21 protein-coding genes and 1 riboswitch are annotated in these 23402 nt (G+C 27.7%); of the genes, 19 read left to right on the plus strand and 2 right to left on the minus strand.

The genetic code is table 11. The features are described from left to right. Positions 1-209 precede the first annotated feature (209 nt). Positions 210-1955, plus strand: a complete 1746-nt coding sequence (locus ACTG48_RS09665) for a cell wall-binding repeat-containing protein (protein ID WP_479918695.1) — start codon at positions 210-212, stop codon at positions 1953-1955. Between the two features lie 85 nt (positions 1956-2040). Here ACTG48_RS09665 and ACTG48_RS09670 read toward each other — a convergent pair whose 3' ends face one another. Continuing rightward, entirely contained in the window at positions 2041-2643 is a 603-nt protein-coding gene (locus ACTG48_RS09670; protein ID WP_479918696.1) for a flavodoxin family protein, read from the minus strand. 460 nt (positions 2644-3103) lie between these two features. Here ACTG48_RS09670 and ACTG48_RS09675 point away from each other — a divergent pair, with 460 nt between their 5' ends. Next, on the plus strand, positions 3104-4315 hold the full coding sequence (locus tag ACTG48_RS09675) for a diaminopimelate decarboxylase family protein (RefSeq protein ID WP_479918697.1): 1212 nt from the start codon (positions 3104-3106) through the stop codon (positions 4313-4315). Positions 4316-4444: 129 nt separating this feature from the next. Here the strand turns inward: ACTG48_RS09675 and ACTG48_RS09680 are convergent, their stop codons facing one another. Further along, positions 4445-4924, minus strand: coding sequence for a DUF2798 domain-containing protein (locus tag ACTG48_RS09680; protein WP_021384617.1), 480 nt, complete (start codon positions 4922-4924; stop codon positions 4445-4447). A gap of 244 nt (positions 4925-5168) precedes the next feature. Between ACTG48_RS09680 and ACTG48_RS09685 the strand changes: the two genes are divergently transcribed. From ACTG48_RS09685 to ACTG48_RS09765, 17 genes are all read left to right on the plus strand, one after another. Beyond that, positions 5169-5366, plus strand: a complete 198-nt coding sequence (locus tag ACTG48_RS09685) for a hypothetical protein (protein WP_021384623.1) — start codon at positions 5169-5171, stop codon at positions 5364-5366. A 33-nt stretch (positions 5367-5399) separates the two neighbouring features. Continuing rightward, positions 5400-6371 (plus strand): MFS transporter, encoded by a 972-nt coding sequence (locus ACTG48_RS09690; RefSeq protein ID WP_021384637.1) that lies wholly within the window; start codon positions 5400-5402, stop codon positions 6369-6371. 564 nt (positions 6372-6935) lie between these two features. After that, positions 6936-7313, plus strand: a complete 378-nt coding sequence (locus tag ACTG48_RS09695) for a BlaI/MecI/CopY family transcriptional regulator (RefSeq protein WP_021384626.1) — start codon at positions 6936-6938, stop codon at positions 7311-7313. Between the two features lie 525 nt (positions 7314-7838). After that, on the plus strand, positions 7839-8498 hold the full coding sequence (locus tag ACTG48_RS09700) for a hypothetical protein (protein ID WP_021384608.1): 660 nt from the start codon (positions 7839-7841) through the stop codon (positions 8496-8498). A 421-nt stretch (positions 8499-8919) separates the two neighbouring features. Further along, positions 8920-9261 carry a LytTR family DNA-binding domain-containing protein gene (locus ACTG48_RS09705; protein WP_021384618.1) on the plus strand — a complete coding sequence of 114 codons (342 nt, stop codon included), beginning with the start codon at positions 8920-8922 and terminating at the stop codon, positions 9259-9261. Between the two features lie 146 nt (positions 9262-9407). Next, positions 9408-9821, plus strand: coding sequence for a DUF1653 domain-containing protein (locus tag ACTG48_RS09710; protein ID WP_479918698.1), 414 nt, complete (start codon positions 9408-9410; stop codon positions 9819-9821). Positions 9822-10023: 202 nt separating this feature from the next. After that, positions 10024-10665 (plus strand): histidine phosphatase family protein, encoded by a 642-nt coding sequence (locus tag ACTG48_RS09715; protein WP_021384630.1) that lies wholly within the window; start codon positions 10024-10026, stop codon positions 10663-10665. A gap of 23 nt (positions 10666-10688) precedes the next feature. Next, positions 10689-11942, plus strand: a complete 1254-nt coding sequence (locus tag ACTG48_RS09720) for a BaiN/RdsA family NAD(P)/FAD-dependent oxidoreductase (protein WP_021384625.1) — start codon at positions 10689-10691, stop codon at positions 11940-11942. Positions 11943-11992: 50 nt separating this feature from the next. After that, positions 11993-12643, plus strand: a complete 651-nt coding sequence (cmk, locus tag ACTG48_RS09725) for a (d)CMP kinase (RefSeq protein ID WP_021384609.1) — start codon at positions 11993-11995, stop codon at positions 12641-12643. 48 nt (positions 12644-12691) lie between these two features. Continuing rightward, positions 12692-13288 carry a lysophospholipid acyltransferase family protein gene (locus ACTG48_RS09730; RefSeq protein WP_021384627.1) on the plus strand — a complete coding sequence of 199 codons (597 nt, stop codon included), beginning with the start codon at positions 12692-12694 and terminating at the stop codon, positions 13286-13288. A 12-nt stretch (positions 13289-13300) separates the two neighbouring features. Next, positions 13301-14140, plus strand: coding sequence for a 4-hydroxy-3-methylbut-2-enyl diphosphate reductase (locus ACTG48_RS09735; protein WP_021384615.1), 840 nt, complete (start codon positions 13301-13303; stop codon positions 14138-14140). Positions 14141-14387: 247 nt separating this feature from the next. After that, positions 14388-15533 carry a putative manganese transporter gene (locus tag ACTG48_RS09740; protein WP_479918699.1) on the plus strand — a complete coding sequence of 382 codons (1146 nt, stop codon included), beginning with the start codon at positions 14388-14390 and terminating at the stop codon, positions 15531-15533. A gap of 374 nt (positions 15534-15907) precedes the next feature. Next, the gene (gene ade, locus ACTG48_RS09745; RefSeq protein WP_479918700.1) at positions 15908-17605 is read left to right on the plus strand and encodes an adenine deaminase; all 1698 of its coding nucleotides are present in this window, start codon (positions 15908-15910) and stop codon (positions 17603-17605) included. A 262-nt stretch (positions 17606-17867) separates the two neighbouring features. Then, entirely contained in the window at positions 17868-18332 is a 465-nt protein-coding gene (gene bcp, locus ACTG48_RS09750; RefSeq protein WP_021384605.1) for a thioredoxin-dependent thiol peroxidase, read from the plus strand. Positions 18333-18341: 9 nt separating this feature from the next. Beyond that, on the plus strand, positions 18342-19085 hold the full coding sequence (gene yaaA / locus ACTG48_RS09755; protein WP_479918701.1) for a peroxide stress protein YaaA: 744 nt from the start codon (positions 18342-18344) through the stop codon (positions 19083-19085). 126 nt (positions 19086-19211) lie between these two features. Then, on the plus strand, positions 19212-21869 hold the full coding sequence (locus ACTG48_RS09760; RefSeq protein ID WP_479918702.1) for a cation-translocating P-type ATPase: 2658 nt from the start codon (positions 19212-19214) through the stop codon (positions 21867-21869). A 53-nt stretch (positions 21870-21922) separates the two neighbouring features. Continuing rightward, a riboswitch (SAM riboswitch) is annotated at positions 21923-22025 on the plus strand. A gap of 107 nt (positions 22026-22132) precedes the next feature. Further along, positions 22133-23398: an O-acetylhomoserine aminocarboxypropyltransferase/cysteine synthase family protein gene (locus ACTG48_RS09765; RefSeq protein WP_021384635.1), complete on the plus strand. Its 1266-nt coding sequence runs from the start codon at positions 22133-22135 to the stop codon at positions 23396-23398. The last annotated feature ends 4 nt before the right edge of the window (positions 23399-23402 follow it).

Consider the following 23402-nt stretch of genomic DNA (forward strand, 5'->3'; position numbering starts at 1 on the left):
TCTTAAAGCTTATAAAAGTCTTAATTATAAATTTAGTTTTTGCTTTATAGCCAATAAATTTTATAGTGAATAAAATAATTGATATAAAGTGACTTATAATTTTAGAAAAATAGATATTTGATTATAAAATTATGTTATAATTTGTAAATAAGAGGATAAGTTATAAGCAAATTAAAGAATTTAATTTATAGGGGGAAATAGTAGAGATTATGAATAAAAAATTCAAAAAATTCAGTAAAAAAATAAGCATATCAACTTTGGCTTTGACCATGTTTTTTTTAAATAATCTAACTGTAAATGCACAGTTTAAAGAGGATTCAATAACAGGAAATGATAGGTATGAAACAGCAGGACTTATAGCAGATAGGCAGACTTATGATACTGTAATATTAGTTAATGGAGATAAAAGCTTATCTGATGGTCTTTCGTCAAGTGGGTTAGCTGGGGCTATTAATGCACCCATACTTTTAACTAAAAAAAATGAAATACCAAAAGCTACTTCAAACAGACTGGATAATAAGACCTTGAATGCTGTAAAAAAAGTATATATAATTGGTGGTTATAATACTATTGAAAATTCAGTAGAAAAAGATATAAAAAGAAAAGGTATTGAAGTTGAAAGAATAAATGGAAATAATAGAATTGAAACTAGTTACAATGTAGCAAAAAAAATAAATGAAGTAAGTAAGGTAGAAGAAGTCATGCTGACAAATGGATTTGTAGGAGAGGCTGATGCTATGAGTGTAGCACCTGTAGCTGCAAAAAACAAAGGAGCCATAATACTTACAGATGGTAAATCAATTCCATTTAGTGCTAAAGGCTTAAATGTTTATGCTATAGGGGGTAAGTCTGCAATAAATGAAGACTTAGTAGAGAAAACTAATGCAACTAGAATTGGTGGAAATGATAGATTTGAAACTAATAAAAGGGTAATAGAGAAATTTTATAATGGAGCAACTGATTTTTACATAACAAAGGGTTATCAACTAGTAGATGCACTGACACTATCTCCTTTAGCTAAAGAGAAACCAATTGTTTTAGTTGCTGATGGAAGTAATAAAGGGGTTCTAAAAGGAGCTAAAAGCATAACAAAAGTTGGAGGAATTGATGCTAATACATACAAACAATGTCTAGATGTAGTGGAATATAATGATATGAACATAACTCCTAATATTGTAAAACATCTAACTTCAATTGAAGGGAATGAAGTTTCTCAAGTATCTATAGAGATAGATAATTTAGGTGTAGTTGTTGAAAAGACAAATACTAATAAATTCGAATTTGATTATGTAAGTGTAACTAATGAAAAAAATTGTACTTTTTCTGTGAACAAAGAGGAATCTTCTAATAATATAAAAAGTGGGAAATTGGTCGTAAGTGCTAAGAAAAAAATAGAGAAGCAAGATAGCTCTTTACAAGATATGAATGGCGATAATATGATAAGTGCAAATAAGGATAAAATGGTAAATGTTATAAGAATTGGGATTCCTGATAAAGTGTATTCTAATTTTAACGTAGATGTTGAAAGCGGTGTAGTGCAACTTTATAATATTAAAGGTGGAGCTACAATTGATGTTAATGATGGAATTGCAAAAATTGTCGATAGTAGTGTAACATACCCTTTTAATATAAATACTAATGATGGTATTTCAGGTGTAACAGCTGAAACTATATCATCTGAAATAAAATTTAGAGTCAATGATGGAATTGTAGATGTAACAGCTACGAACATAAGCGGAGATATAAGTTTATTTGGCAAAGATGGCAAAGATAACTTTGATGGAATCTTTAAATTGAACTTGAAAAAAGAACCAGCAAATTTACACTTGAAGTTGATTGGAAATGGATTAAATAAGTTACCAGATGGTTGGTCTAAAGATTATATTTTAGGAAATGGGCATCCAGTTATTGAAGTTAAAAATAATGGTATAAATAATATAACACTTGGAGAATAAAATATATTAAAGTAAAGCTTATATAAATTTTAAATTATATAAGCTTTACTTAAATTATTAACATTTTACTTATAGCATTATGTACTTAACAGTTATCTGCATTAGATGAATTATCTAAAACATTATAAATTTGTTTTGCGAATTGACGAGAATGTTCTTCTTTTTCTGTATCCATGAAATTAGGTTTACCTAAGTCACGCTCAACAAGCATTCCTATATATTTTAACTGAGAATGTTTACAATATCTCTTAACACCGTTTTCCCAAATATCAGCACCTTTTTCAGGTTTATATCCACATGTTGTAATAAGTGCTAATGATTTTCCTGCCCATAGTGCAGGTCCTTTTTCATCACCATAGTATTTGTTCATTCCATACACTAATCTATCAAGTAATGATTTCATTGGTGAAGTGCAGTACCAAGAATAAATTGGAGTTGCAAAAACAATTAAATCACACATAAGAATTTTCTTGAAAATTTTCTGAACATCATCTTCGTGATAACATCCAAATTCGGATAAATTTTTCTGACATTTCTTACAGGCAATACAAGGTTCTATTTTACAATCATATAACCATATTACTTCAATATTTGCATTATAATTTTCTAATTCCTCAATAAAAGGTTTTAGAATAGCAGCAGTATTACCTTTTTTCTTAGGACTTCCCATAAGAATACATACTTCCATATTGACACCTCCATAGTATTTTAAAATAGTTTTTAATTATATAACAATATTTGCATAAAAAACTTTTAAAGACAAGTTACATAGAATGAAGTTTATTTTATCATAATACCTTAAAATCAAGAGTATTAGATAAGTGATTTAAAAAAAACAGCTATATTTGTAACTATATAAAATGATAATAAAATTAAAATCATCCATGTAAAAATATGATTTTTATATGGATATACTTTATTAAGCCTTTTCCCAATACGCACAAGTAAAATGTACATCAAAAAGTATACTAAAAAAACCATTAAGAATTTCATAAATAACCTCACAATTTTAGAGTTTAATATAATTTTAGGATACTATGATAATGCGTTAACAACAATATCCTTTCCAAACTTGTAATAAATTTGAAATAAATTACTAAAAAACTAAGAAAAGATAACTATAATTTTATAAACTTGGAGGTAAAAATATGTACTCAAATAAAGAAATTCAATTTATAGAAGAACATGCACCTTGTTACATATATGATGAGACTAATATAATTGAAAAGTGTAAAGAGCTAAAAAATAATATTTTAGGTTTTGATTTTTTATATTCCATAAAAACAAATCCATATAATAAAATTGTGAGAAGTATTGTATCACAAGGATTTGGGGCAGATGCTGCTTCAATTAATGAGGTGCTACTTTCATCAGAATGTGGAATTGCCAAAGATGATATATATTATTCATCACCAGGTAAAACAGAATCTGACATAGAAACTGTTTTAGATAAATGTATAATTATTGCAGATAGTATTACAGAAATAGAACTTATAAATAAAATCTCAAAAAAAAGTAATAAGAAAGCTAAAATAGGAATTAGAATAAATCCTGATTTTACTATGGATGATGATAATGCTATATCAAGTAAATTTGGTATTGATATAGAAGATATTGACAGTGTTTTAAAGATGTTAAGCATTTGTGATTATATATCTATAGTTGGAATTCATATACATATTAAATCTCAGGTATTGGATTTTGAAAAATTAGGATGCTATTATGAAAAATGTTTTCTTATAGCTTTAAACTTAAATAAAAGTAAATATGTTAATATCGAATTCATAAATTTTGGTAGTGGCCTTGGAGTAGTTTATGATAATCTTAGAGAGAATCCACTTAATCTTAAAAAACTTTCAGAATTAACTGAAAAGATTGCCTTAACTAATTCAAAGACATTGAATGCAAGGCTTCTTATTGAATCAGGTCGTTTCATAGTTTGTAAATCAGGTAATTATTATGTCAAAATTGTAGATATTAAAGTATCAAGAGGAAAGAAATATCTTATTGTAAAAAATGGACTTAATGGATTTATGAGACCTATTATTTCTAATCTAGTTGAAAAGGTTACTTGTGGAGTAGAATTAGAAGGTCAAGAACCATTATATACATCAAACCATGCATTTTCTCTTGCAGTATTAAATAATGTAAAAGAAGAAGAGTATGTAAATGTTGTTGGAAATCTTTGCACTTCATTAGATGTAATAGCAAATAATGTAAAATTGAAAAAAGCAAATATAGGGGATTTGATTTCGATTAATAACGCGGGAAGTTACTCATATTCTCTATCTCCACTATTATTTTCTAGTTATGAGTTTCCTAAACAATATTATAAGAGAAAAGATGGATACATTGAATAAATTATATTTTAAATATTTAATATAGAATAGATATGATTCTTTATGTATAGTACTGGAAATAAATATAATTTTAATTTAGAGTGATAAAAGGTATAGAGAGTACAATAACTCTTTATACCTTTATTTATTTTAAGAGTTTACTACTTCAATAATTGTACCTTCTGGAAATAATGTTCTAAAAATAAATCTTACTAATGGCCCTGCAATTAATAGCTGTAGTGGCAATGCAACAATAAAATTGTTTGCTATATTTATCATCCATATAGTGACAAGTGTATTAGTACTCCCAATTGATTTAAGAGCTCCGAATAAAGACATACATATGACCATTCCACAAACCATACAACTAGATATAACAATAGCTTTTATAATTTGTTTAGCATCTGGATTTATAATACGGAATGCTACTTTCTTTGCGATATTAGAAACAATAAACCAGTCAAAAACCATAGCTATAACATATGTAGTTGGGAAGTCCAACCATGCACTTCTAAAGGTATCTAATGAGAATTTATCATGTATAGAAATATTATAAACGCTCATAAAAAATACCATAAAAGCACACATAAGTACTGTAAATATTAAACTTTCTTTTCTATTTTGTGGCATATTCATTTACCTCCAAGTGTAATTTATTTATATTAGGATTATACATGAAGAAAAATTTTGTCGTAAGTAAATTTTTTTAAATTTGAAATTTATTTTTGAAATAGACATAAATGAATATAAAAAATTTTTATTTTTTAGAGTTATCCATGGAAATTGGTTTTTTTAAACTTTATAATTAATAGTATAAAAGTAATTAAATTATAGTGTTGTCAAAAAAAATAAAATATAGGGGGGGTAGTTCTATATGGAGTTGTGGAAAAGAAATTTATTTGTATGTTGGATAGGGATGTTCTTTAGTTCTATAGGTATGAGCCAAATAGCACCTATACTTCCACTATATATTAAACAGTTGGGTGTAACTGATGTTGGTTTAATACAACAGTATTCAGGTATAATTTTTGGATGTACTTTTGTAGTAGCAGCATTTTTTTCCCCGATTTGAGGGAAAGCTGCTGATAAATATGGTAGAAAATCAATGCTTCTACGTGCAAGTGTTGGTATGGGAATAGTGATATTTACCATGGCGTTTGTACAAAATGTTTATCAGTTATTAGGGTTAAGGATTCTTCAAGGTGTTTTTACAGGTTATGCTACTGCATGTACTACACTGATTGCAACTCAGACAGATAAAAATCACTCTGGTTGGGCTTTAGGTACACTTGCAACAGCGTCAACTACTGGTTCATTAATTGGACCAACAGTAGGAGGATATATAGAATCAATTTTAGGACTTAAAAGTGTATTTATTATAACAGGAGGATTGTTATTTGTATCATTTATAATATCTATTCTATTTGTAGTAGATAATTTTAGACCTAAAGAAATAAAAGAGTCAATTTCTGTACCTAGGGAACCATTAAATCCATTACCAAATAAGTTTTTAATTGTATCAATTTTTGTGACTACATTTATTACTCAGCTAGCGTTATATTCTATAGAGCCAATTGTAACAATATATATATCACAGCTTACAAATTTTGCATCAAATGTGGCTTTAATAGCAGGGTTAACATTTTCTGCATCTGGGTTAGCAAACTTATTAGCAGCTCAAAAACTTGGAAAAATGTCAGATAAAATAGGTCCTCAAAAGGTATTGCTAATTTCACTTTTATGGGCAGGGGTTGTATTTATACCACAAGCTTTTGTAAAAACTGCATGGCAATTGATGTTGTTGAGGTTTTTATTAGGACTATCAGTGGCAGGTCTTAATCCTTCTGTAAATAGCTTATTAAAAAAAATTACACCAGAAGAATATGTTGGAAAAATATTCGGATATAATGCATCTGCCCAGTATATGGGCTGTTCATCAGGAGCTTTCTTAGGGGGACAAATATCAGCTCACTTAGGTATTAGAACAGTATTTTTCTCAACAAGTCTATTATTATTTATGAATGCACTTTGGATGTATAAATTTACTGGATTGTTTACTAGGAATAAAGTAAAATAATTTTTAAATTTTGATAAATAAAGAAGAGTAGTTTTAGTATTATATAAAAAAAACGAATTAAGGTTATATATAAAAGAATTCATTTTTATGAATTCTTTTGTTTTTATTAGCCCTAAAATTGTGTTTTTACAATATCCTTGTGCCATTTACTCACCTGTTGTATAATAGTAGAAATTATAAAAATATAGACTTCAGTATATTTTAAATTAGTGTTTTTTATATTTTAATATAACTGTAACAAGAGTTTTATAGAATTCTTTACTATAATGGAGAATATTTTATAGAAGCTTTAATAGTAAGTAAGAGACACTTGAAATATATTGACAATTTCTATTTATGTATTAAAAAATGTTTAAAATTATAATTTTTTTATAGTGTAGATATTGTTTCTATATTTAATTTCATAATGTAGAATAAACAATTCTTATGTAATTTATTATAGAATTATCTCAAAAAATAGTATATGGTAAAAATTGGAAAATATTATTATCGACAAAATCTTTGACTTAAAAACTATATTGCGATAGTATTAATTTAATAAAAGTATGAGAGGGGCGTTAGGCTATGACAATTTCAAAAATACCACAAGCAGAATTAAAAGTTATGAAGTTTATTTGGGAAAAAAATGATACTGTAACATCAAAAGAAACTATTGAAGCTATGGAACAAAAATATGGATGGAAACAAACAACTACATTGACACTTTTATCAAGACTTGTTAAAAAACATTTTTTAAATGCAGAAAAAATAGATAGATATACTCATTATACAATAGTTGTTGGACATAAAGAGTATTTAAGTGTTGAGACAAAAGATTTTTTAAGTAACATACATGATAATTCTTTACAGAGTCTGATTTCAGCACTACATGATGATGAAGTCATTGACAAAGATGCATTAGATTTATTTGAAAGTCATTTTAAAGATTTAGAAGAGGAGTAATTAGATAAGCTAAAGCTCTAAACTTTCAATTAATAGATGTCTGAAAAAATCCATAAATGGTATTATTTAATCAGTTACTCACTATTCATAAAGTAATATTAAGTAGGTTCTAATTTAGTAAAATACCTAAAATAATTGGAATAGGGAGTATCAAGTTAAATGATACCACTTATCTTAGTAAATAACAATTTTTAACATTTAAAATAGTTTTATAACATATCAATATTCCTTAATCTAAATCATTATTTCTATCCAACCATATTAAAAATATACGTGATTATTTTTAATTGTTTCAACCATAAATTTGTTTTTGCTATTATAGATGAAGTAAAAGTAAAAAAAATTTATATATTTTAAAATTATCATTAAATATATAGTTGATACTTCATAGGTATTAAAAAAATTATTAAAAAAATTAGCTAATTATATCAAATTTAATTGTATGTTTATGCTATAATTATTATGTATTTTTTATTATCTTATTTTATAAAAAAATATAATTTAATCATCTTTGAGGATATTATTATGTTAGATACGCTTATAACAATTGTCTCTTCTATTGTAGAAATATGGGCATGCAAAAAAGTTTTTGATTACACAAGTCAAGCAAAAGCTAATTTTAAAAAATTAAATATATCTTTCTTATTTTCTATTTTTCTTATTATTTCTTCTTTCTATATAAATATTGGAGCAGATAGTAGAATATGGATATGTATACTTATAACTATTGTTTTTTATAAATCTAATTACAAAGTCAATATATATAAATGTCTGGTAATTTCATTTTTTTATTGGTTGGTATTGATAGGTATAAATGCATTAAGTATGCTATTAGTAATATCAGTAAATAATTTGGATAATATGAACATTTTACTTAGTGGAAATTTATATAGGTATGAGGCTATATTTTTAGGAAAATTAATTTTAGCTATATTGCTTTATATTTATAAAATTTCTCGTAAAAATTTTAAAATCAGTAAAAAAGAAATATACATATGTGTTCCTATTATAGCAAATTTATTGTCATTTTTTATACTCTATGATTATATCATAAATCTTGTTAAAATTTCTCCAGAGAAAAGAATTGCTTTTTTAGCAATAGTTTTCTTATTAATATTATCTAATATTTCAATATTTGTATTAATACGTATAATACTTAAGATTAAAGAGAAAAAAATAATATAAATTGCTAGGTATAAAAGGAGATAGCAAATATGTTTAGTTGCTATCTTCTAACAAAATTCATTTTATCTAAAAAATCACTTGTAAATAGACATGTCATATAAATAAATTAAGCTACCCCTTCAAATATAATTTCTAACAAAATTCATTTAAATAAAAAGTTAATAATTACTTCTTTATGTATAATTTTACATAGACTTATAGAAAAGTTATTTTATTAAAGACATATATAAATATATATATAAATATAATCTGAAAAAGTATTTTTAACTTTAAAAAATAATGTGAAAAAGTAAACAGATACTACAATATTAAAAGTAATACTTTAAATATCTTAAATGAATCAATCTTACATATATTTCCGATAGATTATATTGATAAAAAACACTAAAATTAAATTAATAAAGTACTTGGAGGGATGACAATGAAAGATGAAAATTTTATTAATATTGAATACGAAGATAAACGTTTTTCAATTAATATCAAAGAGATACTATACATAGAAAAGCAAGAATATGAATCAAAGATTTATACAGAAAGTGGCACTTACGAAGTTGGAGAAAATGCTCCTAGTATAAGAAAATTAATGAAAGAAGAAAATTTTTTCAAATGTAGTAATAGTTATATTGTAAATTTAGACAAGTGTGAATTTTATCTTAGCAATAATTGTATTTTTGTAAATAATAATTTTATAAGAGTTTTGGGTTCAGAAAGAAAGAAAAAGTTAAAAAAGAAATTAGAAAAATTATATAATTATGAAGATTAATCTTGAGAGGCTGTATTTTATACAGCCTCTTTATTTATTGTATTATTAATAAATTTGAAGTTATGATAAAATATAAAACAAGTAACTTATTTAAATATAAAATGCTTTTTAAGAGAAAGGAAAGAGATATGGGAGATTATAATAAAATGGTTGAATCAAAAAATTACTTAGATATAAATAAAAGAAAATTAAAATATCCTTGTATCTATAAACATTTTAAAGGAAAGTATTATGCTACAATGGGACTTAGTAAAGCCGTTGATAATAGCAATATAGAAAACATATGCAAACTATACAGTAGAGAAGATTTAATTAAAAATAAATATAAGTTAGTTATTAGACATACTGAAAGAGAAGGCGATATATATGTATATATAGATTTAGATGGGAAGTTTTATCATAAAGAAGAAGAAGACAAGAATGATTTAGTTCTATATAAGACTTTATACGATGATACAGGTATATTTGCAAGACAATTAGATATGTTTTTATCAAAAGTAGATACAGATAAATATTTTAATCCAATTCAGAAATACAGATTTGAAGAATTTTATAAGTAATGTATGAAAATTAATTTTTATAGATGTATAAAAATCTTGTTATAGGACAATAACTCGTGTAAATATAAATAATATTTATTGAAAATAATATACTAGATTAAATTATAAAATGGAAACAAAGTAAAGTATTCTATGATATAATTAAGTTTTGAGAAGTAACAATTTATATTTAATAAAAATAGGCATATATTTAGGAGGGCATATGGGAAATACTTTTTATATAGTAAGACATGGACAAACAGATTGGAATCTTTTAGGAAAAACACAAGGTCATGGCAATTCAGACCTTACTCCTCAAGGGGTAGAACAGGCAAAGGAACTATCTGAAGATATAGGCAAATATTCGATTGATTATATTTTTAGTAGTGACTTAGGGCGAGCAATGCAAACAGCTCAAATTTTAGGTGATAAACTTGGCCTTGAAGTTCAAAAAACTGAAGCTCTTAGAGAAATGGGTTTTGGCGTTTGGGAAGGTCTTTTAATAAAAGAAATTCAAAAAGACTATTCAGATATATATTCAACATGGAGAAATGAACCACACTTAGTAAATATACCAGAAGGAGAAACTCTTAAACTTATAAAAGATAGAGTAGATGCCTTTATAAAAGAATTAAATGAAAAATATGATAATAAAAATATAATTCTTGTTACTCATTCAATTACATTAAGAGTTATGTTATTGTCATTTTTAGAGTCAGGAATGGAAAACATATATAGAATTAAACAAGATAATACTGCTTTAAATATAGTAGAATTTAAAGATTATGGTCCTGTTATAATAAAAATGAATGATACAAGCCATATAAAAAATCATGTAAAGATAAATAATTCTGCATTAGAGTAGGAATCAATTATAAGGAGAAATTTATGAGCAAAGTTATAGTAGTTGGTGGGGGTGCTTCTGGAATGATGGCAGCTTTATCAGCTTCGAAAAATAATAATGAAGTGATATTAATTGAGAGAAATGGAGAATTAGGAAGAAAACTAAGGGCAACTGGTGGAGGTAGATGTAATTTTACCAATAACAGGGAAATAGAAGATTTTTTTGATAAAGTTGTAAACAATAAGAAATTTCTCTATAGTAGTTTCTATTCGTTTACAAATAAAGACCTTATCTCATATTTTGAAAGTAAAAATTTAGAATATAAGATTGAAGAAGAAAATGACCATAAAGTATATACTAAAAATGATAAATCTATAGAAGTAATAGAAGTATTAAACAAAGATTTAATCAACCACAATGTTAAGATAATGTATAACAAAAAAGTTATAGACATTATAACTGAAGAAACCACTGAAAAAGATGATTCTAACAAAGATAAGTTAAAGTATCTAATAAAAGGAGTCATTTTAGATAATGGAGACAAGATATTTGGAGATAAGGTCATTATATCTACTGGAGGAGTAAGTTATTCTAAAACGGGCTCAGATGGCTCAATGTACAAGATTCTTCAAAATCATGGACATACATTAAATAGACTATATCCAGCTTTAGCTCCACTTACAATAGAAGAAAAATGGATTAAAAATTTACAAGGAATATCTATGAAGAGTGTAGAAATATCTTGTAAGATTAAGAAAAAGAAAATATCAAAAACAGGAGATATGTTATTTGCACATTTTGGAATAACAGGACCCTGTGTGCTTATAATGTCCTCTTATATTAATAAGATTATTGAAAAAGAAAAGGTAGAATTAAATATAGATTTTTTACCAAATTTAAATGCTGATGAAATCTCTAGTAGAATCAGAGAAGTCCCAAATAAAAATATCATAAATAATCTTAAACAAATACTACCTCAAAATTTCTTAAAGGAAATTCTTGCTTTGTTATCTTTGAATGATAAAAAAGCAAGTGATTTATCTAAGGTAGATGAAATTAAAATTATTGAGTATATAAAAAATATGAAGCTGACTTGTAATGGAACCACAGGTATAAACACTGGTATGGTTACTTCTGGTGGCATCTCAGTTAAAGAAATTAACTCTTCCACTATGGAGTCTAAATTAATTAAGAATTTATTTTTTACAGGTGAGGTAATTGATATAGATGCAGAAACTGGTGGATACAATTTACAAATAGCTTTTTCAACTGGATATCTTTCGGGTATTAGTGTATAAGGGTAGTTTTTAATTAATAATTAAATATGAATAAATAGAGGTGTATATATATGGGTAATTTAGTTATAGCTGTAGATGGTCCAGCAGGGGCTGGGAAAAGTACAATAGCTAAGATAGTAGCAAAAAAGCTAGATATAAATTATATAGATACAGGTGCTATGTATAGAGCAGTTACTTATAAGTGTTTAAAAAGTAATATTGATGTCAATAATGAGGAAGAAGTTATTAAAATAGCTAAAAATTCTGATATAGATTTTAAGAATAATAATATATACTTGGATAAAGAAGTTATAAATGAAGAAATAAGAACAATAGAAGTAAGTAATAATGTTTCTGCTGTAGCCAAGATAAAAGAAGTAAGACAGTTAATGGTTGAAGTTCAACGAAGAATAGGAACAAAAAGTTCAGTAATATTAGATGGTAGAGATATAGGTTCATATGTTTTCCCAAATGCAGATTATAAGTTTTTTTTAGTAGCTACTCCAGAAGAAAGAGGAAGTAGACGTTATAAAGAACTTTGTAATAAGGGATATAATACTACTTTAAAGGAAGTAATTGAAGATATAATAAAACGAGATGAAATTGATTCAAATAGAGAATTTGCTCCATTAGTGAAAGCTAATGATGCACTAGAAATAGATACTACAGGGAAAACCATAGAAGAGGTTGTAGATGAAGTTGTCTCTAAAATAAATCTTTAGTTTGATGTATCATAATAAAATATAATGTAGTATTGAAGGGAGATAAACGTGAATTTTTATAGATTTGCAATAACTATTTTTAAAGGTTTTTCTAAACTGTTTTTTAAGTATGAAGTTATAGGTGCTGAGAATATCCCAGATAGAGGAAATATAGTAGTAGCCTCAAATCATAAGTCTAATCTTGACCCTGTATTTTTAGCTGCTGCTATAGAAAATAGAGAAATAGCTGCAATTGCAAAGAAAGAATTATTTAAGATTAAGCCATTAGGATTTATATTAAAAAAATTGCATGTTATGCCTATAAATAGAGAAAAACCAGATGTATCTACAATAAAAACTATTTTAAGGTCTATTAGAGATGGTTATATACTAGGTATATTTCCAGAAGGGACTAGAATTAAAGGCGATTCTTTTGGTAAAGCTAAAGCAGGTCTTTCTGTATTTACAATAAAGAGTAAGTCTAAAGTTGTTCCAGTATCAATAATATCTAAATATAAACTATTTAGTAAAGTAATTGTATATATTGGAGAACCGATATCGTTTGAAGAACATTTTAAAGAAAAATTGAGTAATGATGACCATGAAAGAATATCACAAGAGATTTTAGAAGTAATAAAACAAAATTACTTTAAATATTCAAAATAAGGGGGGAAACTTGTGAATGTAAAAATAGCAAAAAATGCTGGCTTTTGTTTTGGAGTTAAAAGAGCAATGAAAATGGCGTGGGATGAAGTAGAAAAGAATGCTTCTGGCATATATGCTTTAGGACCTCTTATTCATAATAAACAAGCAGTAGCAAAGTATGAAGAAAAAGGTCTTAAGACTGTAGATGAAATTGATATAATACCAAATTATGAAAATATGATAATAAGGTCTCATGGAGTTCCTGAGAAGATATATAAAGAGGCAAAAGATAAAAAATTAAAAATAGTAGATACTACATGTCCATTTGTAAAGAAAATACATACAGTAGTAAGTGAGTATCATAATAAAGGTTATGAAATAATAGTTATTGGGGATATGAAACATCCAGAAGTCATAGGAATAAATGGATGGTGTGAAAATTCAGCAATAATAATAAAGACTGTAGAACAGATGGAAAATATGGAATTGGATAGTTCAAAAAAATATTGTCTTGTTGCACAGACTACAATAAATCCAGATTTATATTCAAGTATAGTTGCTAAACTATCAGATAAACTAGAAGAAATAGTGTTTAATGATACAATTTGTTCAGCTACAAAAACAAGACAAGAATCAGCCAAAGAGTTGGCTAGAGAAGTCGATTGTATGGTAGTTATAGGAGGAAAACATAGCTCTAATACTCAAAAATTAGTAAAAGTTTGTGAAGATTTAGTTCCAACTTTTGCAATAGAAACTAAGGATGAATTGGATGTAGATATGCTTAAAGAATATAAGACTTTAGGTATTACAGCAGGAGCATCTACACCTAATTGGATAATAGAAGAAGTTGTAACATTCATTGAAAATTTATAAATTTAGTAGATAATACAACAGCTGGATATTGTTATAATATAGAACTTATTTATCACATGTGATTTCATATTACATGTGGTAAATAGATAGGCTAATATCAAAAAGTGTGTATCTTAATATGTGAGAAACTAATAATATAAGATGCGCACTTTTTAATATTAGGAATATAAAAGATAAATTGATATTGATTATCAATAACAAATGAAATATAATATAATTATTGTAAAATTAGTAAGGAGGTAAATTAATGGGAATGTTAATATCTGCTTCTGAAGAAGCATTTTTACATGTGGGCTCTATGATTGGGTTTTTTATTTTGTTATTTGGATATATTAACTATAGAACTAGTGGAAATTTTACTAATATCATATCAAAAAACAGAAAACTGCAACCTTTGATAGGAGCTTTAATTGGAGCTATACCAGGCTGTGGGGGAAGTTTAGCAATAATGCCATTATACATAAATGGGAAGTTGAGCTTTGGTGCAATAATTGCAAGTTTAATAGCGAGTATGGGAGATGCTGCATTTGTACTTATCTCAGCAAATATTAAAATGTATTTTTTTGTTACAATAGTTAGTACTATTACAGGAATAATAACTGGTCAGTTAGTGGATTATTTTAAACTTGAAGAAAAATTAGGACTAAAAAAACGAAGAGAATTGGATAAACACAGTATAAATAAAACTAGCTCTAAAGAAGAACATAATCATGATGAAATAATCTTGGACAATCTTGCTAAATCTCATGGGAACACAAATAGACTTGCATTTATAATAACACATGGGAAAGGATATAAAATTTATATAGGAATTATATTAATAGGCTTTATATTTATGTCGCTTGCTCACTCTGGTCTCAATCTTCCTATAATTGAGAAGCTACATTCATTAGAAGAATTGGTAGCAGTTATTGGAATATTATTTTCAATAATTTATATGTGGTGTTTTAAAAAGGTATTTAAAAATTCCAACCAAAAAGAAGAAGAAAATAAAAAGATTTCTCTAAGGGAAATGCTTATACATTCTGTTGGTGAAATATCATTTGTAATTACATGGATTTTTATTGCATATCTTATTTATGATTTGATAATATTAATTTTAGGTGGAGATGAATACTTAGTTAAGTTAGTATTATCAACAGGTGTAATAAGTGTATTCATAGGTGCAGGTCTTGGGCTTATTCCAGGATGTGGTATACAAATTGTACTTATGTCATTCTATTTGAAGGGAACTATACCACTTGGTGCTGTGATAGCTAACTCTATCTCTCAAGATGGAGATGCACTTTTCCCACTTCTAGCAATGGATAAAAAGTCGTCTTTATGGGCTATGATTATTACCACCATACCAGCAATACTTGTAGGTATGATAGTTTATGTATTTTTAGGATAAAGATAGTTATATACAAATAGCGATAAGGGGCTGTTTCAAAATAGAGATAAGCCTCTTTTTTATTGTTGAAATGATAAAAATATATTTGATTTCATACAAAAAAGAGAGCCTCATGAACTAAAAAGTTCATTTGAGACACCTCCTTAATAATGAGTCAATATATAGGAAAAATTTAATACAACTGAACTATTAATGAGAACATGATGAATAATATTATTCCTCATGTTCTCTCTGTTTAAGTAAATGAATAATGGAACAAATTTCAAGTGATACTTTTCATTAAAATTCATATATAATATATATTAATAAATAAAGCTATAATATATAATACGACAAAGTATATTGATATAAAAAACTTAAGAGGAGTTGTAAAAATGAGTATTTTAAAGAGACAGTGTGATGTAGCAAGTGGAAGAGATAAAGCTGACATTGTACTTAAAAATGGAACAATCATAAATGTATTTACAGAAGAACTGATAGTAGGAGACGTGGCAATAGTGGAAGATACTATTGTTGGTATTGGCGATTACAAGGGGAATGTAGAAATTGATTGTAGTGGTAAGTATATATCACCTGGCTTTATTGATGCACATATGCATATTGAATCTACAATGGTAATGCCAATTGAATTATCAAAAAAATTATTAAAATCAGGTACGACAACTATCATAGCTGACCCACATGAGTTGGTTAATGTAAAGGGAGCAAGTGCAATAGATTTTTTATTAGAATCGACAAAAGATATACCACTTAATGTATATATTATGATGCCTTCATCTGTACCTGCCACAAGATTTGAAACTAATGGAATAGGTAAATTTAGTGCAAAAAACATGGAAAAGTACATAAACAATCCTAGGATTTTAGGTTTAGGGGAGGTAATGTGCTTTAATGATGTTATAGATTCTGAAAAAGAAATCTTAGAAAAACTAGAACTTTTTAAAAGTAAAATTGTAGATGGACATGCACCAAATATAAGTGGAAAATCACTTCAAACATATGTGTGCGCAGGAATAGAAAATGACCACGAATGTATAACTTTTGATGAAGTATATGAAAAATTGAGAGCAGGTCTAAAGATTTTAATAAGAGAAGGTAGTGCAGCGAAGAACTTGAAATCCATAGTAAATGGATTGTTAAAGTATAACTTGCCAATTGAAGAATTTATGTTTTGTACAGATGATAAGCATTTAGATGATATAGAAAAACAAGGTCATATAAGATGGAATATAAAATGTGCAATTGATTTAGGAATGGAGCCTATCAAAGCCATAAAGATTGCAACATATAATTCAGCAAAAGTATATGGGCTAAAAAAGATTGGAGCAATAGGAGCTGGTTATAAGGCTGATATTGTTGTGCTGAATAATTTAAATGAAATGGAAGTAGATACTGTCTATAAAGATGGTAAGCTAGTAACTAAAGAAATATTCTCTAATTATAATTATGAAATTAAAGACAAAGAGTTACTTAATACAGTTAAGTTTAAAGATATCAGCAAGGAGAAAATACAGCTAAAATCAAATACAAAAAATTATGTAATGGAAATTGTACCTTATCAAATTTTGACAAATAAATTATATGAATCTATACCAAATGTAGATGGATATTTTGTTCCAAATGAAGATTATTCAAAGCTTTGTGTTGTTGAGAGACATAGAATGACTGGAAACATATCAATTGCTCCACTAAAAGGATTTGGTATAAAAAATGGAGCAATAGCTACTACTGTGGCTCATGATTCTCATAATATAATAGTTGCAGGAGATAATGATGAGGATATAATAATTGCAATAAATTATTTAAAAGATATTCAAGGTGGTTATGTAATTGTATCAAATGGAAAAGTTCTTGCACACTTAAGTCTTCAAGTAGCAGGACTAATTAGTACTCTTCAGGCTGAAGAAGTGCAAGAAACGACTGATAATATGTTGGAGATAGCAAGAAGTATGGGAGTTCCAAAATATGTAGACCCTTTTATTACACTTTCTTTTATGGCACTTCCTGTTGTTCCACAAATAAGACTTACTGATTTGGGTTTGTTTGATGTTGAAGAATTTAAATTTATATAGACTATGAAAATGGTAGTAAATTGACAGTATTTAATATATATTAAATACTGTCAATTTTAATTAATGGATTAGTTAATCTGATTTTAAGTTTAAATACTTTAATCGAGATATTTATGGTATATTTTTAGAATATAAATATTATGAAAATTATATATTGATGAGACTTTATATATAAAAAATAAAAAATTTTATTTATGTACAGATATATAGGGTAATAATATATAATATAAAATTATCAATAAAAACAAAAGGAGAGATATTTATGTTGAGTATAGGAACAAAAGCACCAGAATTTACATTAGAGGATAAAGATGGAAATAAAGTAAGTATGTCTGATTTTAAGGGAAAAAAAGTAGTAGTATATTTTTATCCTAAAGACAATACACCAGGTTGTACACGTCAAGCTTGTGCTTTTAGAAATGCATATGATGGATTTAAAAAGGATGATGTACAAGTTATTGGTATAAGTAAAGATAGTATAAAATCACATCAAAAATTTGCAGAAAAACATGAACTTCCATTTATTTTACTTTCTGACCCTGATTTAGTTGCTATTAAAGCATTTGATGTATGGAAAGAGAAAAAAATGTATGGAAAAACTGCATTGGGAGTTGTGCGTGCAACTTATATCATAGATGAAAATGGAATTATTGAAAAAGTCTTTGAGAAAGCAAAACCAGATACAAATGCACAAGAAATTCTTGAATATTTGGAAAAACAGGAGTAATAAGAATTTATGATTATAATGTTATCACCAGCTAAAAATATGAAGCATATAGAAGCCTTTGATAGAGATTTGAGTTTACCCTGTTTTATAGATAACACAAAAGAAATAGTGGAAAATATAAAGGCATTTAGCATAGAAGATTTTAAAAACAGAATGAAAATCAATGAAAAATTAGCTATATTAAATAAAAATAGATTTGAGAATATTAAGTTTGATACACTTGGAAGCCCTGCAATCTTAACTTATGATGGAATTCAATATAAAAATATAGAGGCAGATAGTTTTACAAAACAAGATGAAGAGTTCGCAGACAATTGTATTCGAATCATAAGTGGATTGTATGGGGTTATAAAACCGTATGACAGTATATATGAGTATAGATTAGAAATGCAGACAAAATTACAGGTACGTGAATTTAAGAATTTGTATGAATATTGGGGAAATAGCATATATGAACAATTAATCAAAGAAAAAAGGGCTATCGTTAATTTGACATCAAATGAATACAGTAAATCCATAGAAAAATTTATTAAAGATAGTGATACATGCATTACATGTACTTTTAAAGTAAGTAAAAATGGTAAATTAAAAGTTGAATCTACACAAGCAAAGAAAGCTAGAGGGATGATGGTAAAGTATATTGTAAAAAACAGAGTAAGAGATACTGAAGAACTCAAAAAATTTAATTTAGGAGGATATAAGTATCAAGAAAATTTATCTGATAATGGTGAGTACATATTTGTAAAAGAGTAGATTTTTATTAAGCATTAAAAAGTATTGTTAAATTTAGGTAAAATATACTTATTGTGTATTGAATTGAACTTGATTTTAAAATATAATTATTCTTAAATCAAAAAAAGAAAGGAGTGATCTTCCAAAATGGAAAATCACAAACAGATGCCTTGGCATTCAAGAGCAACTCATGAAATTTTAGAAAGTCTAGATTCATCAGAGGAGGGGCTCACCGATACCGAGGCGGAAAAACGGATTAAAGAGAATGGTTTAAATGAACTGAGAAAAAAACCACCTAGAACAACTTTACAAATGCTTTGGAGTCAAATTACAGATGCTATGGTTTTAATACTAATAGGAGCAGCCATATTATCCTTGATATTTGGAGAATTTACAGAAGCTTTTGTAATACTAATAATTGTAACAGTAAATGCAGTTATTGGAATTGTTCAAGAAAAAAAGGCAGAGTCATCGTTAGAAGCATTAAAAAATATGAATTCACCTATAGCTCGTGTTATGCGTGAGGGTGAAGAAAGTGTTATTCCAGCAAGTAATCTTGTAGTAGGAGACATTGTTTTTTTAGAGGATGGAGCGATGGTCCCAGCAGACCTTCGTTTGATAGAAACATCGAGTTTAAAAATTCAAGAAGCTTCATTAACAGGAGAATCTGTTCCATCAGAAAAAGATTCAGATACAATCTTATCTGAAGAATGTGTATTAGGAGACCGTAGCAATATGGCTTATACATCCTCAATCGTCACATATGGTAGAGGTGTAGGTGTTGTAGTTGCAACTGGTATGGATACAGAAGTGGGTAACATAGCACATCTTTTAGATTCACAAGATGATTTTGATACTCCTATAAAACGTAAACTTAATACTGTTGGAAAGACATTAAGTGTCATAGGTATTATTGTATGCGTTGTTATATTTGCAATAGGTGCATTTTATCAGAGACCTCTCTTGCCAATGTTTATGATTGCAATTTCCCTTGCCATATCAATTATTCCAGAGGGATTACCTGCAACAGCTACTATTGTAATGGCTTTAGGCGTACAACGTATGGCTAAAAGAAATGCTTTAATTAGAAAATTACCTGCTGTTGAAACATTAGGAGGAGCTACAGTAATATGTTGCGATAAAACTGGTACATTAACTTTAAATAAGATGACTGTTACACATATTGCTGTAAATGGAGATTTTGAGTCTGGAAAAGTTACATCAATAGACACTGCATCTGAAAAACATCCACTAGTATATAAAGAAATTGTTTATGCTGGTGCACTTTGTAATGATGCGTGTATTAATCCAGATAAAACAGATGAAATATTAGGTGACCCAACAGAGGGTGCATTAATTTTTATGGCCAACAAATTTGGAATAGATCAAGAAGCTCTTGAAGAAGAATATCCACGTGTATTTGAACAGCCTTTTGATTCTGATAGAAAATGTATGACAACTGTTCATAATATAGATGGAAAGATTACTGCTTATACTAAAGGTGCAGTAGATGAAATTCTTGACTTATGTACTAAAATATTAACATCAAAAGGCGAAAGAAATATTACCGAAGTGGATAAAAAGAATATACACGAATTATGTCTTACTATGTCTAAAGATGCATTGCGTGTACTTGGTTTTGCGAAGCGTGAGATTTCATCTATACCAAAAGAAGATAATGAAAACATAGAATATGATTTGACATTTATAGGTATGGTTGGTATGATTGACCCTCCAAGAACTGAGGTAATTGATGCAGTAAATACTTGTAAAGAAGCAGGTATAAGAACCATAATGATAACAGGTGACCATAAAGTTACTGCCACAACAATAGCTCATGAATTAGGAATATGGAATGAAGGAAATACTGTTATATCTGGTGATGAACTTGATAATTTAAGTGATGATGAACTAGATGAAGCTGTTAAAAAAGCTACAGTATTTGCACGTGTGTCCCCATTTGATAAACTTAGAATTATACAATCTCTAAAAAGAATTGGAGAAGTACCAGCAATGACTGGAGATGGAGTAAACGATTCTCCTGCCTTAAAATCTGCTGATATTGGTATAGCTATGGGTATAAGTGGTACAGACGTTGCAAAAGATTCTTCTGATATGATTTTAATGGATGATAGCTTTACAACGATTGCTTATGCAATAAAAGAAGGTAGACGTGTATATAGAAATATACAGAAAGTTATACAATTCTTACTTGTTGGTAATATAGCAGAGATACTTACATTGTTTGTTGCAATATTATTAAATTGGGATACTCCACTTCTAGCAGTTCATATTTTGTGGGTAAACCTTGCAACTGCTACACTTCCAGCCCTTGCGCTTGGAGTTGACCCACCAAGTAGAAATATAATGAAGCATCAACCAGTAAAATCAACGACCTTGTTTGAAAAGAACCTTATACAAAGAGTAGTTACTCAAGGTATATTTGTGGCAATAATGACTATTTTAGCATATAAAATTGGTCTTAATATAGAAAACCATGCTGTAGGTCAAACAATGGCATTTTGTGTATTAGCATTTTCACAAATGTTAAGAGCTTTTAGCCAACGTTCAAATACAGATTCCATGTTTAACAAAAATAATGGTAAGAATCCATTTCTTTTAATTTCATTTTTAACTTCTGCGTTACTAATAGCAGTAATACTATTTGTACCTGTTTTTAGAAATGCATTCAGTTTAACTATTTTAAATGGTTCAGAATGGCTTATAACAATTAGTTTAGCCATAATGTCTGTAGTTCAAGTAGAGATTGGAAAATTTATTAAAAGAAAATTTTTAAAAAAATAGTTGACAAAATTAGGAAAAATATATAAGATATAAAACATAGAAAAATTAAATAAATCTTATCCAGAGAGGTGGAGGGACTGGCCCTATGAAACCCGGCAACCAGTATATTTATATACATTGGTGCTAAATCCTGCGGCGAAAGCTGAGAGATGAGTATAATTAAGCTTATACAGAGCCTGAGTTATATACTCAGGCTTTATTTATTTTAAATCTCATCTGATAAATAGTTTAATTTTTTACTAAAATCTAAGGGGGATACAAAAATGTATAATAAAGAGACAATATGTGTGCAAGGAAATTACAAACCAGGAAATGGAGAACCAAGAGTTTTACCTTTATATCAAAGTACAACTTTTAAATATAGTAGTATAGACCAACTTGCTGAACTATTTGACTTAAAAGTTGATGGACATATATATTCAAGAATAAGCAATCCTACTATTCAAGCTTTTGAAGAAAAGATAAGTCTACTAGAAGGAGGAGTATCTTCTGTGGCTGTGTCATCAGGTCAATCTGCAAATATGTTAGCAGTTTTAAATATATGTAAATCAGGAGATAGTATACTTTGTTCTTCAAAAGTATATGGAGGAACATTCAATTTATTAGGACCTAGTCTTAAAAAATTTGGAATAGATTTGATATCATTTGACTTAGACTCAAGTGAAGATGAAATAGTAGCACTTGCAAATGAAAACACTAAAGTTGTGTTTGCAGAAACACTTGCAAATCCAACTCTTGAAGTTATAGATTTTGAAAAAATAGCAAATGTAGCTAAGAGAGTGAATGTTCCATTTATAGTCGATAATTCACTAGCATCACCAGTGCTTTGTAATCCTCTAAAATATGGAGCAAACATAGTTACTCATTCTACTACAAAGTATTTAGATGGCCATGCTTCAAGTGTTGGAGGAATTATAGTAGATGGAGGAAACTTTAACTGGGATAATGGGAAGTTTCCAGAGTTGGTTGAACCAGACCCAACATATCATGGAATAAGTTATACTCAAAAATTTGGAAATGCTGCATATGCAACTAAGGCACGAGTTCAACTACTTAGAGATTATGGAAATTGTTTAAGTCCATTTAATGCATATCTTACTAATTTAAATGTTGAAACACTTCACCTTAGAATGGAGAGACATAGTGAAAATGCACTTAAAATAGCCAAATTTTTAGAAAAACACGAAAATGTAGATTGGATTAACTATCCAGGACTTGAAGATAACAAGTATTATGAGAATGCGAAAAAGTATCTATCAAAAGGATGTAGTGGAGTTTTATCATTTGGAGTAAGAGGTGGGCTAGAAAATGCCAAGAAATTTGTGGAGAAATTACAGATAGCATCTTTAGTTACACATGTTTCAGATGTAAGAACATGCGTTATACATCCAGCTTCAACTACTCATAGACAATTAACAGAAGAACAATTGATTGCATCTGGAGTATTACCTTCACTAATAAGATTATCCGTTGGAATAGAAAATGTAGAGGATTTAATAGCTGATTTAAATCAAGCTTTAAATTTCTAAGAGA

The sequence above is a fragment of the Clostridioides sp. LIBA-6822 genome, from assembly GCF_056688955.1.

Bases quoted from the DNA above. Each gene is read 5' to 3' on its own strand.
- ACTG48_RS09665 (WP_479918695.1), top strand. From the start codon at position 210: ATGAATAAAAAATTCAAAAAATTCAGTAAAAAAATAAGCATATCAACT.
- ACTG48_RS09670 (WP_479918696.1), bottom strand. From the start codon at position 2,643: ATGGAAGTATGTATTCTTATGGGAAGTCCTAAGAAAAAAGGTAATACT.
- ACTG48_RS09675 (WP_479918697.1), top strand. From the start codon at position 3,104: ATGTACTCAAATAAAGAAATTCAATTTATAGAAGAACATGCACCTTGT.
- ACTG48_RS09680 (WP_021384617.1), bottom strand. From the start codon at position 4,924: ATGCCACAAAATAGAAAAGAAAGTTTAATATTTACAGTACTTATGTGT.
- ACTG48_RS09685 (WP_021384623.1), top strand. From the start codon at position 5,169: ATGGAGTTGTGGAAAAGAAATTTATTTGTATGTTGGATAGGGATGTTC.
- ACTG48_RS09690 (WP_021384637.1), top strand. From the start codon at position 5,400: ATGCTTCTACGTGCAAGTGTTGGTATGGGAATAGTGATATTTACCATG.
- ACTG48_RS09695 (WP_021384626.1), top strand. From the start codon at position 6,936: ATGACAATTTCAAAAATACCACAAGCAGAATTAAAAGTTATGAAGTTT.
- ACTG48_RS09700 (WP_021384608.1), top strand. From the start codon at position 7,839: ATGTTAGATACGCTTATAACAATTGTCTCTTCTATTGTAGAAATATGG.
- ACTG48_RS09705 (WP_021384618.1), top strand. From the start codon at position 8,920: ATGAAAGATGAAAATTTTATTAATATTGAATACGAAGATAAACGTTTT.
- ACTG48_RS09710 (WP_479918698.1), top strand. From the start codon at position 9,408: ATGGTTGAATCAAAAAATTACTTAGATATAAATAAAAGAAAATTAAAA.
- ACTG48_RS09715 (WP_021384630.1), top strand. From the start codon at position 10,024: ATGGGAAATACTTTTTATATAGTAAGACATGGACAAACAGATTGGAAT.
- ACTG48_RS09720 (WP_021384625.1), top strand. From the start codon at position 10,689: ATGAGCAAAGTTATAGTAGTTGGTGGGGGTGCTTCTGGAATGATGGCA.
- cmk (WP_021384609.1), top strand. From the start codon at position 11,993: ATGGGTAATTTAGTTATAGCTGTAGATGGTCCAGCAGGGGCTGGGAAA.
- ACTG48_RS09740 (WP_479918699.1), top strand. From the start codon at position 14,388: ATGGGAATGTTAATATCTGCTTCTGAAGAAGCATTTTTACATGTGGGC.
- ade (WP_479918700.1), top strand. From the start codon at position 15,908: ATGAGTATTTTAAAGAGACAGTGTGATGTAGCAAGTGGAAGAGATAAA.
- bcp (WP_021384605.1), top strand. From the start codon at position 17,868: ATGTTGAGTATAGGAACAAAAGCACCAGAATTTACATTAGAGGATAAA.
- yaaA (WP_479918701.1), top strand. From the start codon at position 18,342: ATGATTATAATGTTATCACCAGCTAAAAATATGAAGCATATAGAAGCC.
- ACTG48_RS09760 (WP_479918702.1), top strand. From the start codon at position 19,212: ATGGAAAATCACAAACAGATGCCTTGGCATTCAAGAGCAACTCATGAA.
- ACTG48_RS09765 (WP_021384635.1), top strand. From the start codon at position 22,133: ATGTATAATAAAGAGACAATATGTGTGCAAGGAAATTACAAACCAGGA.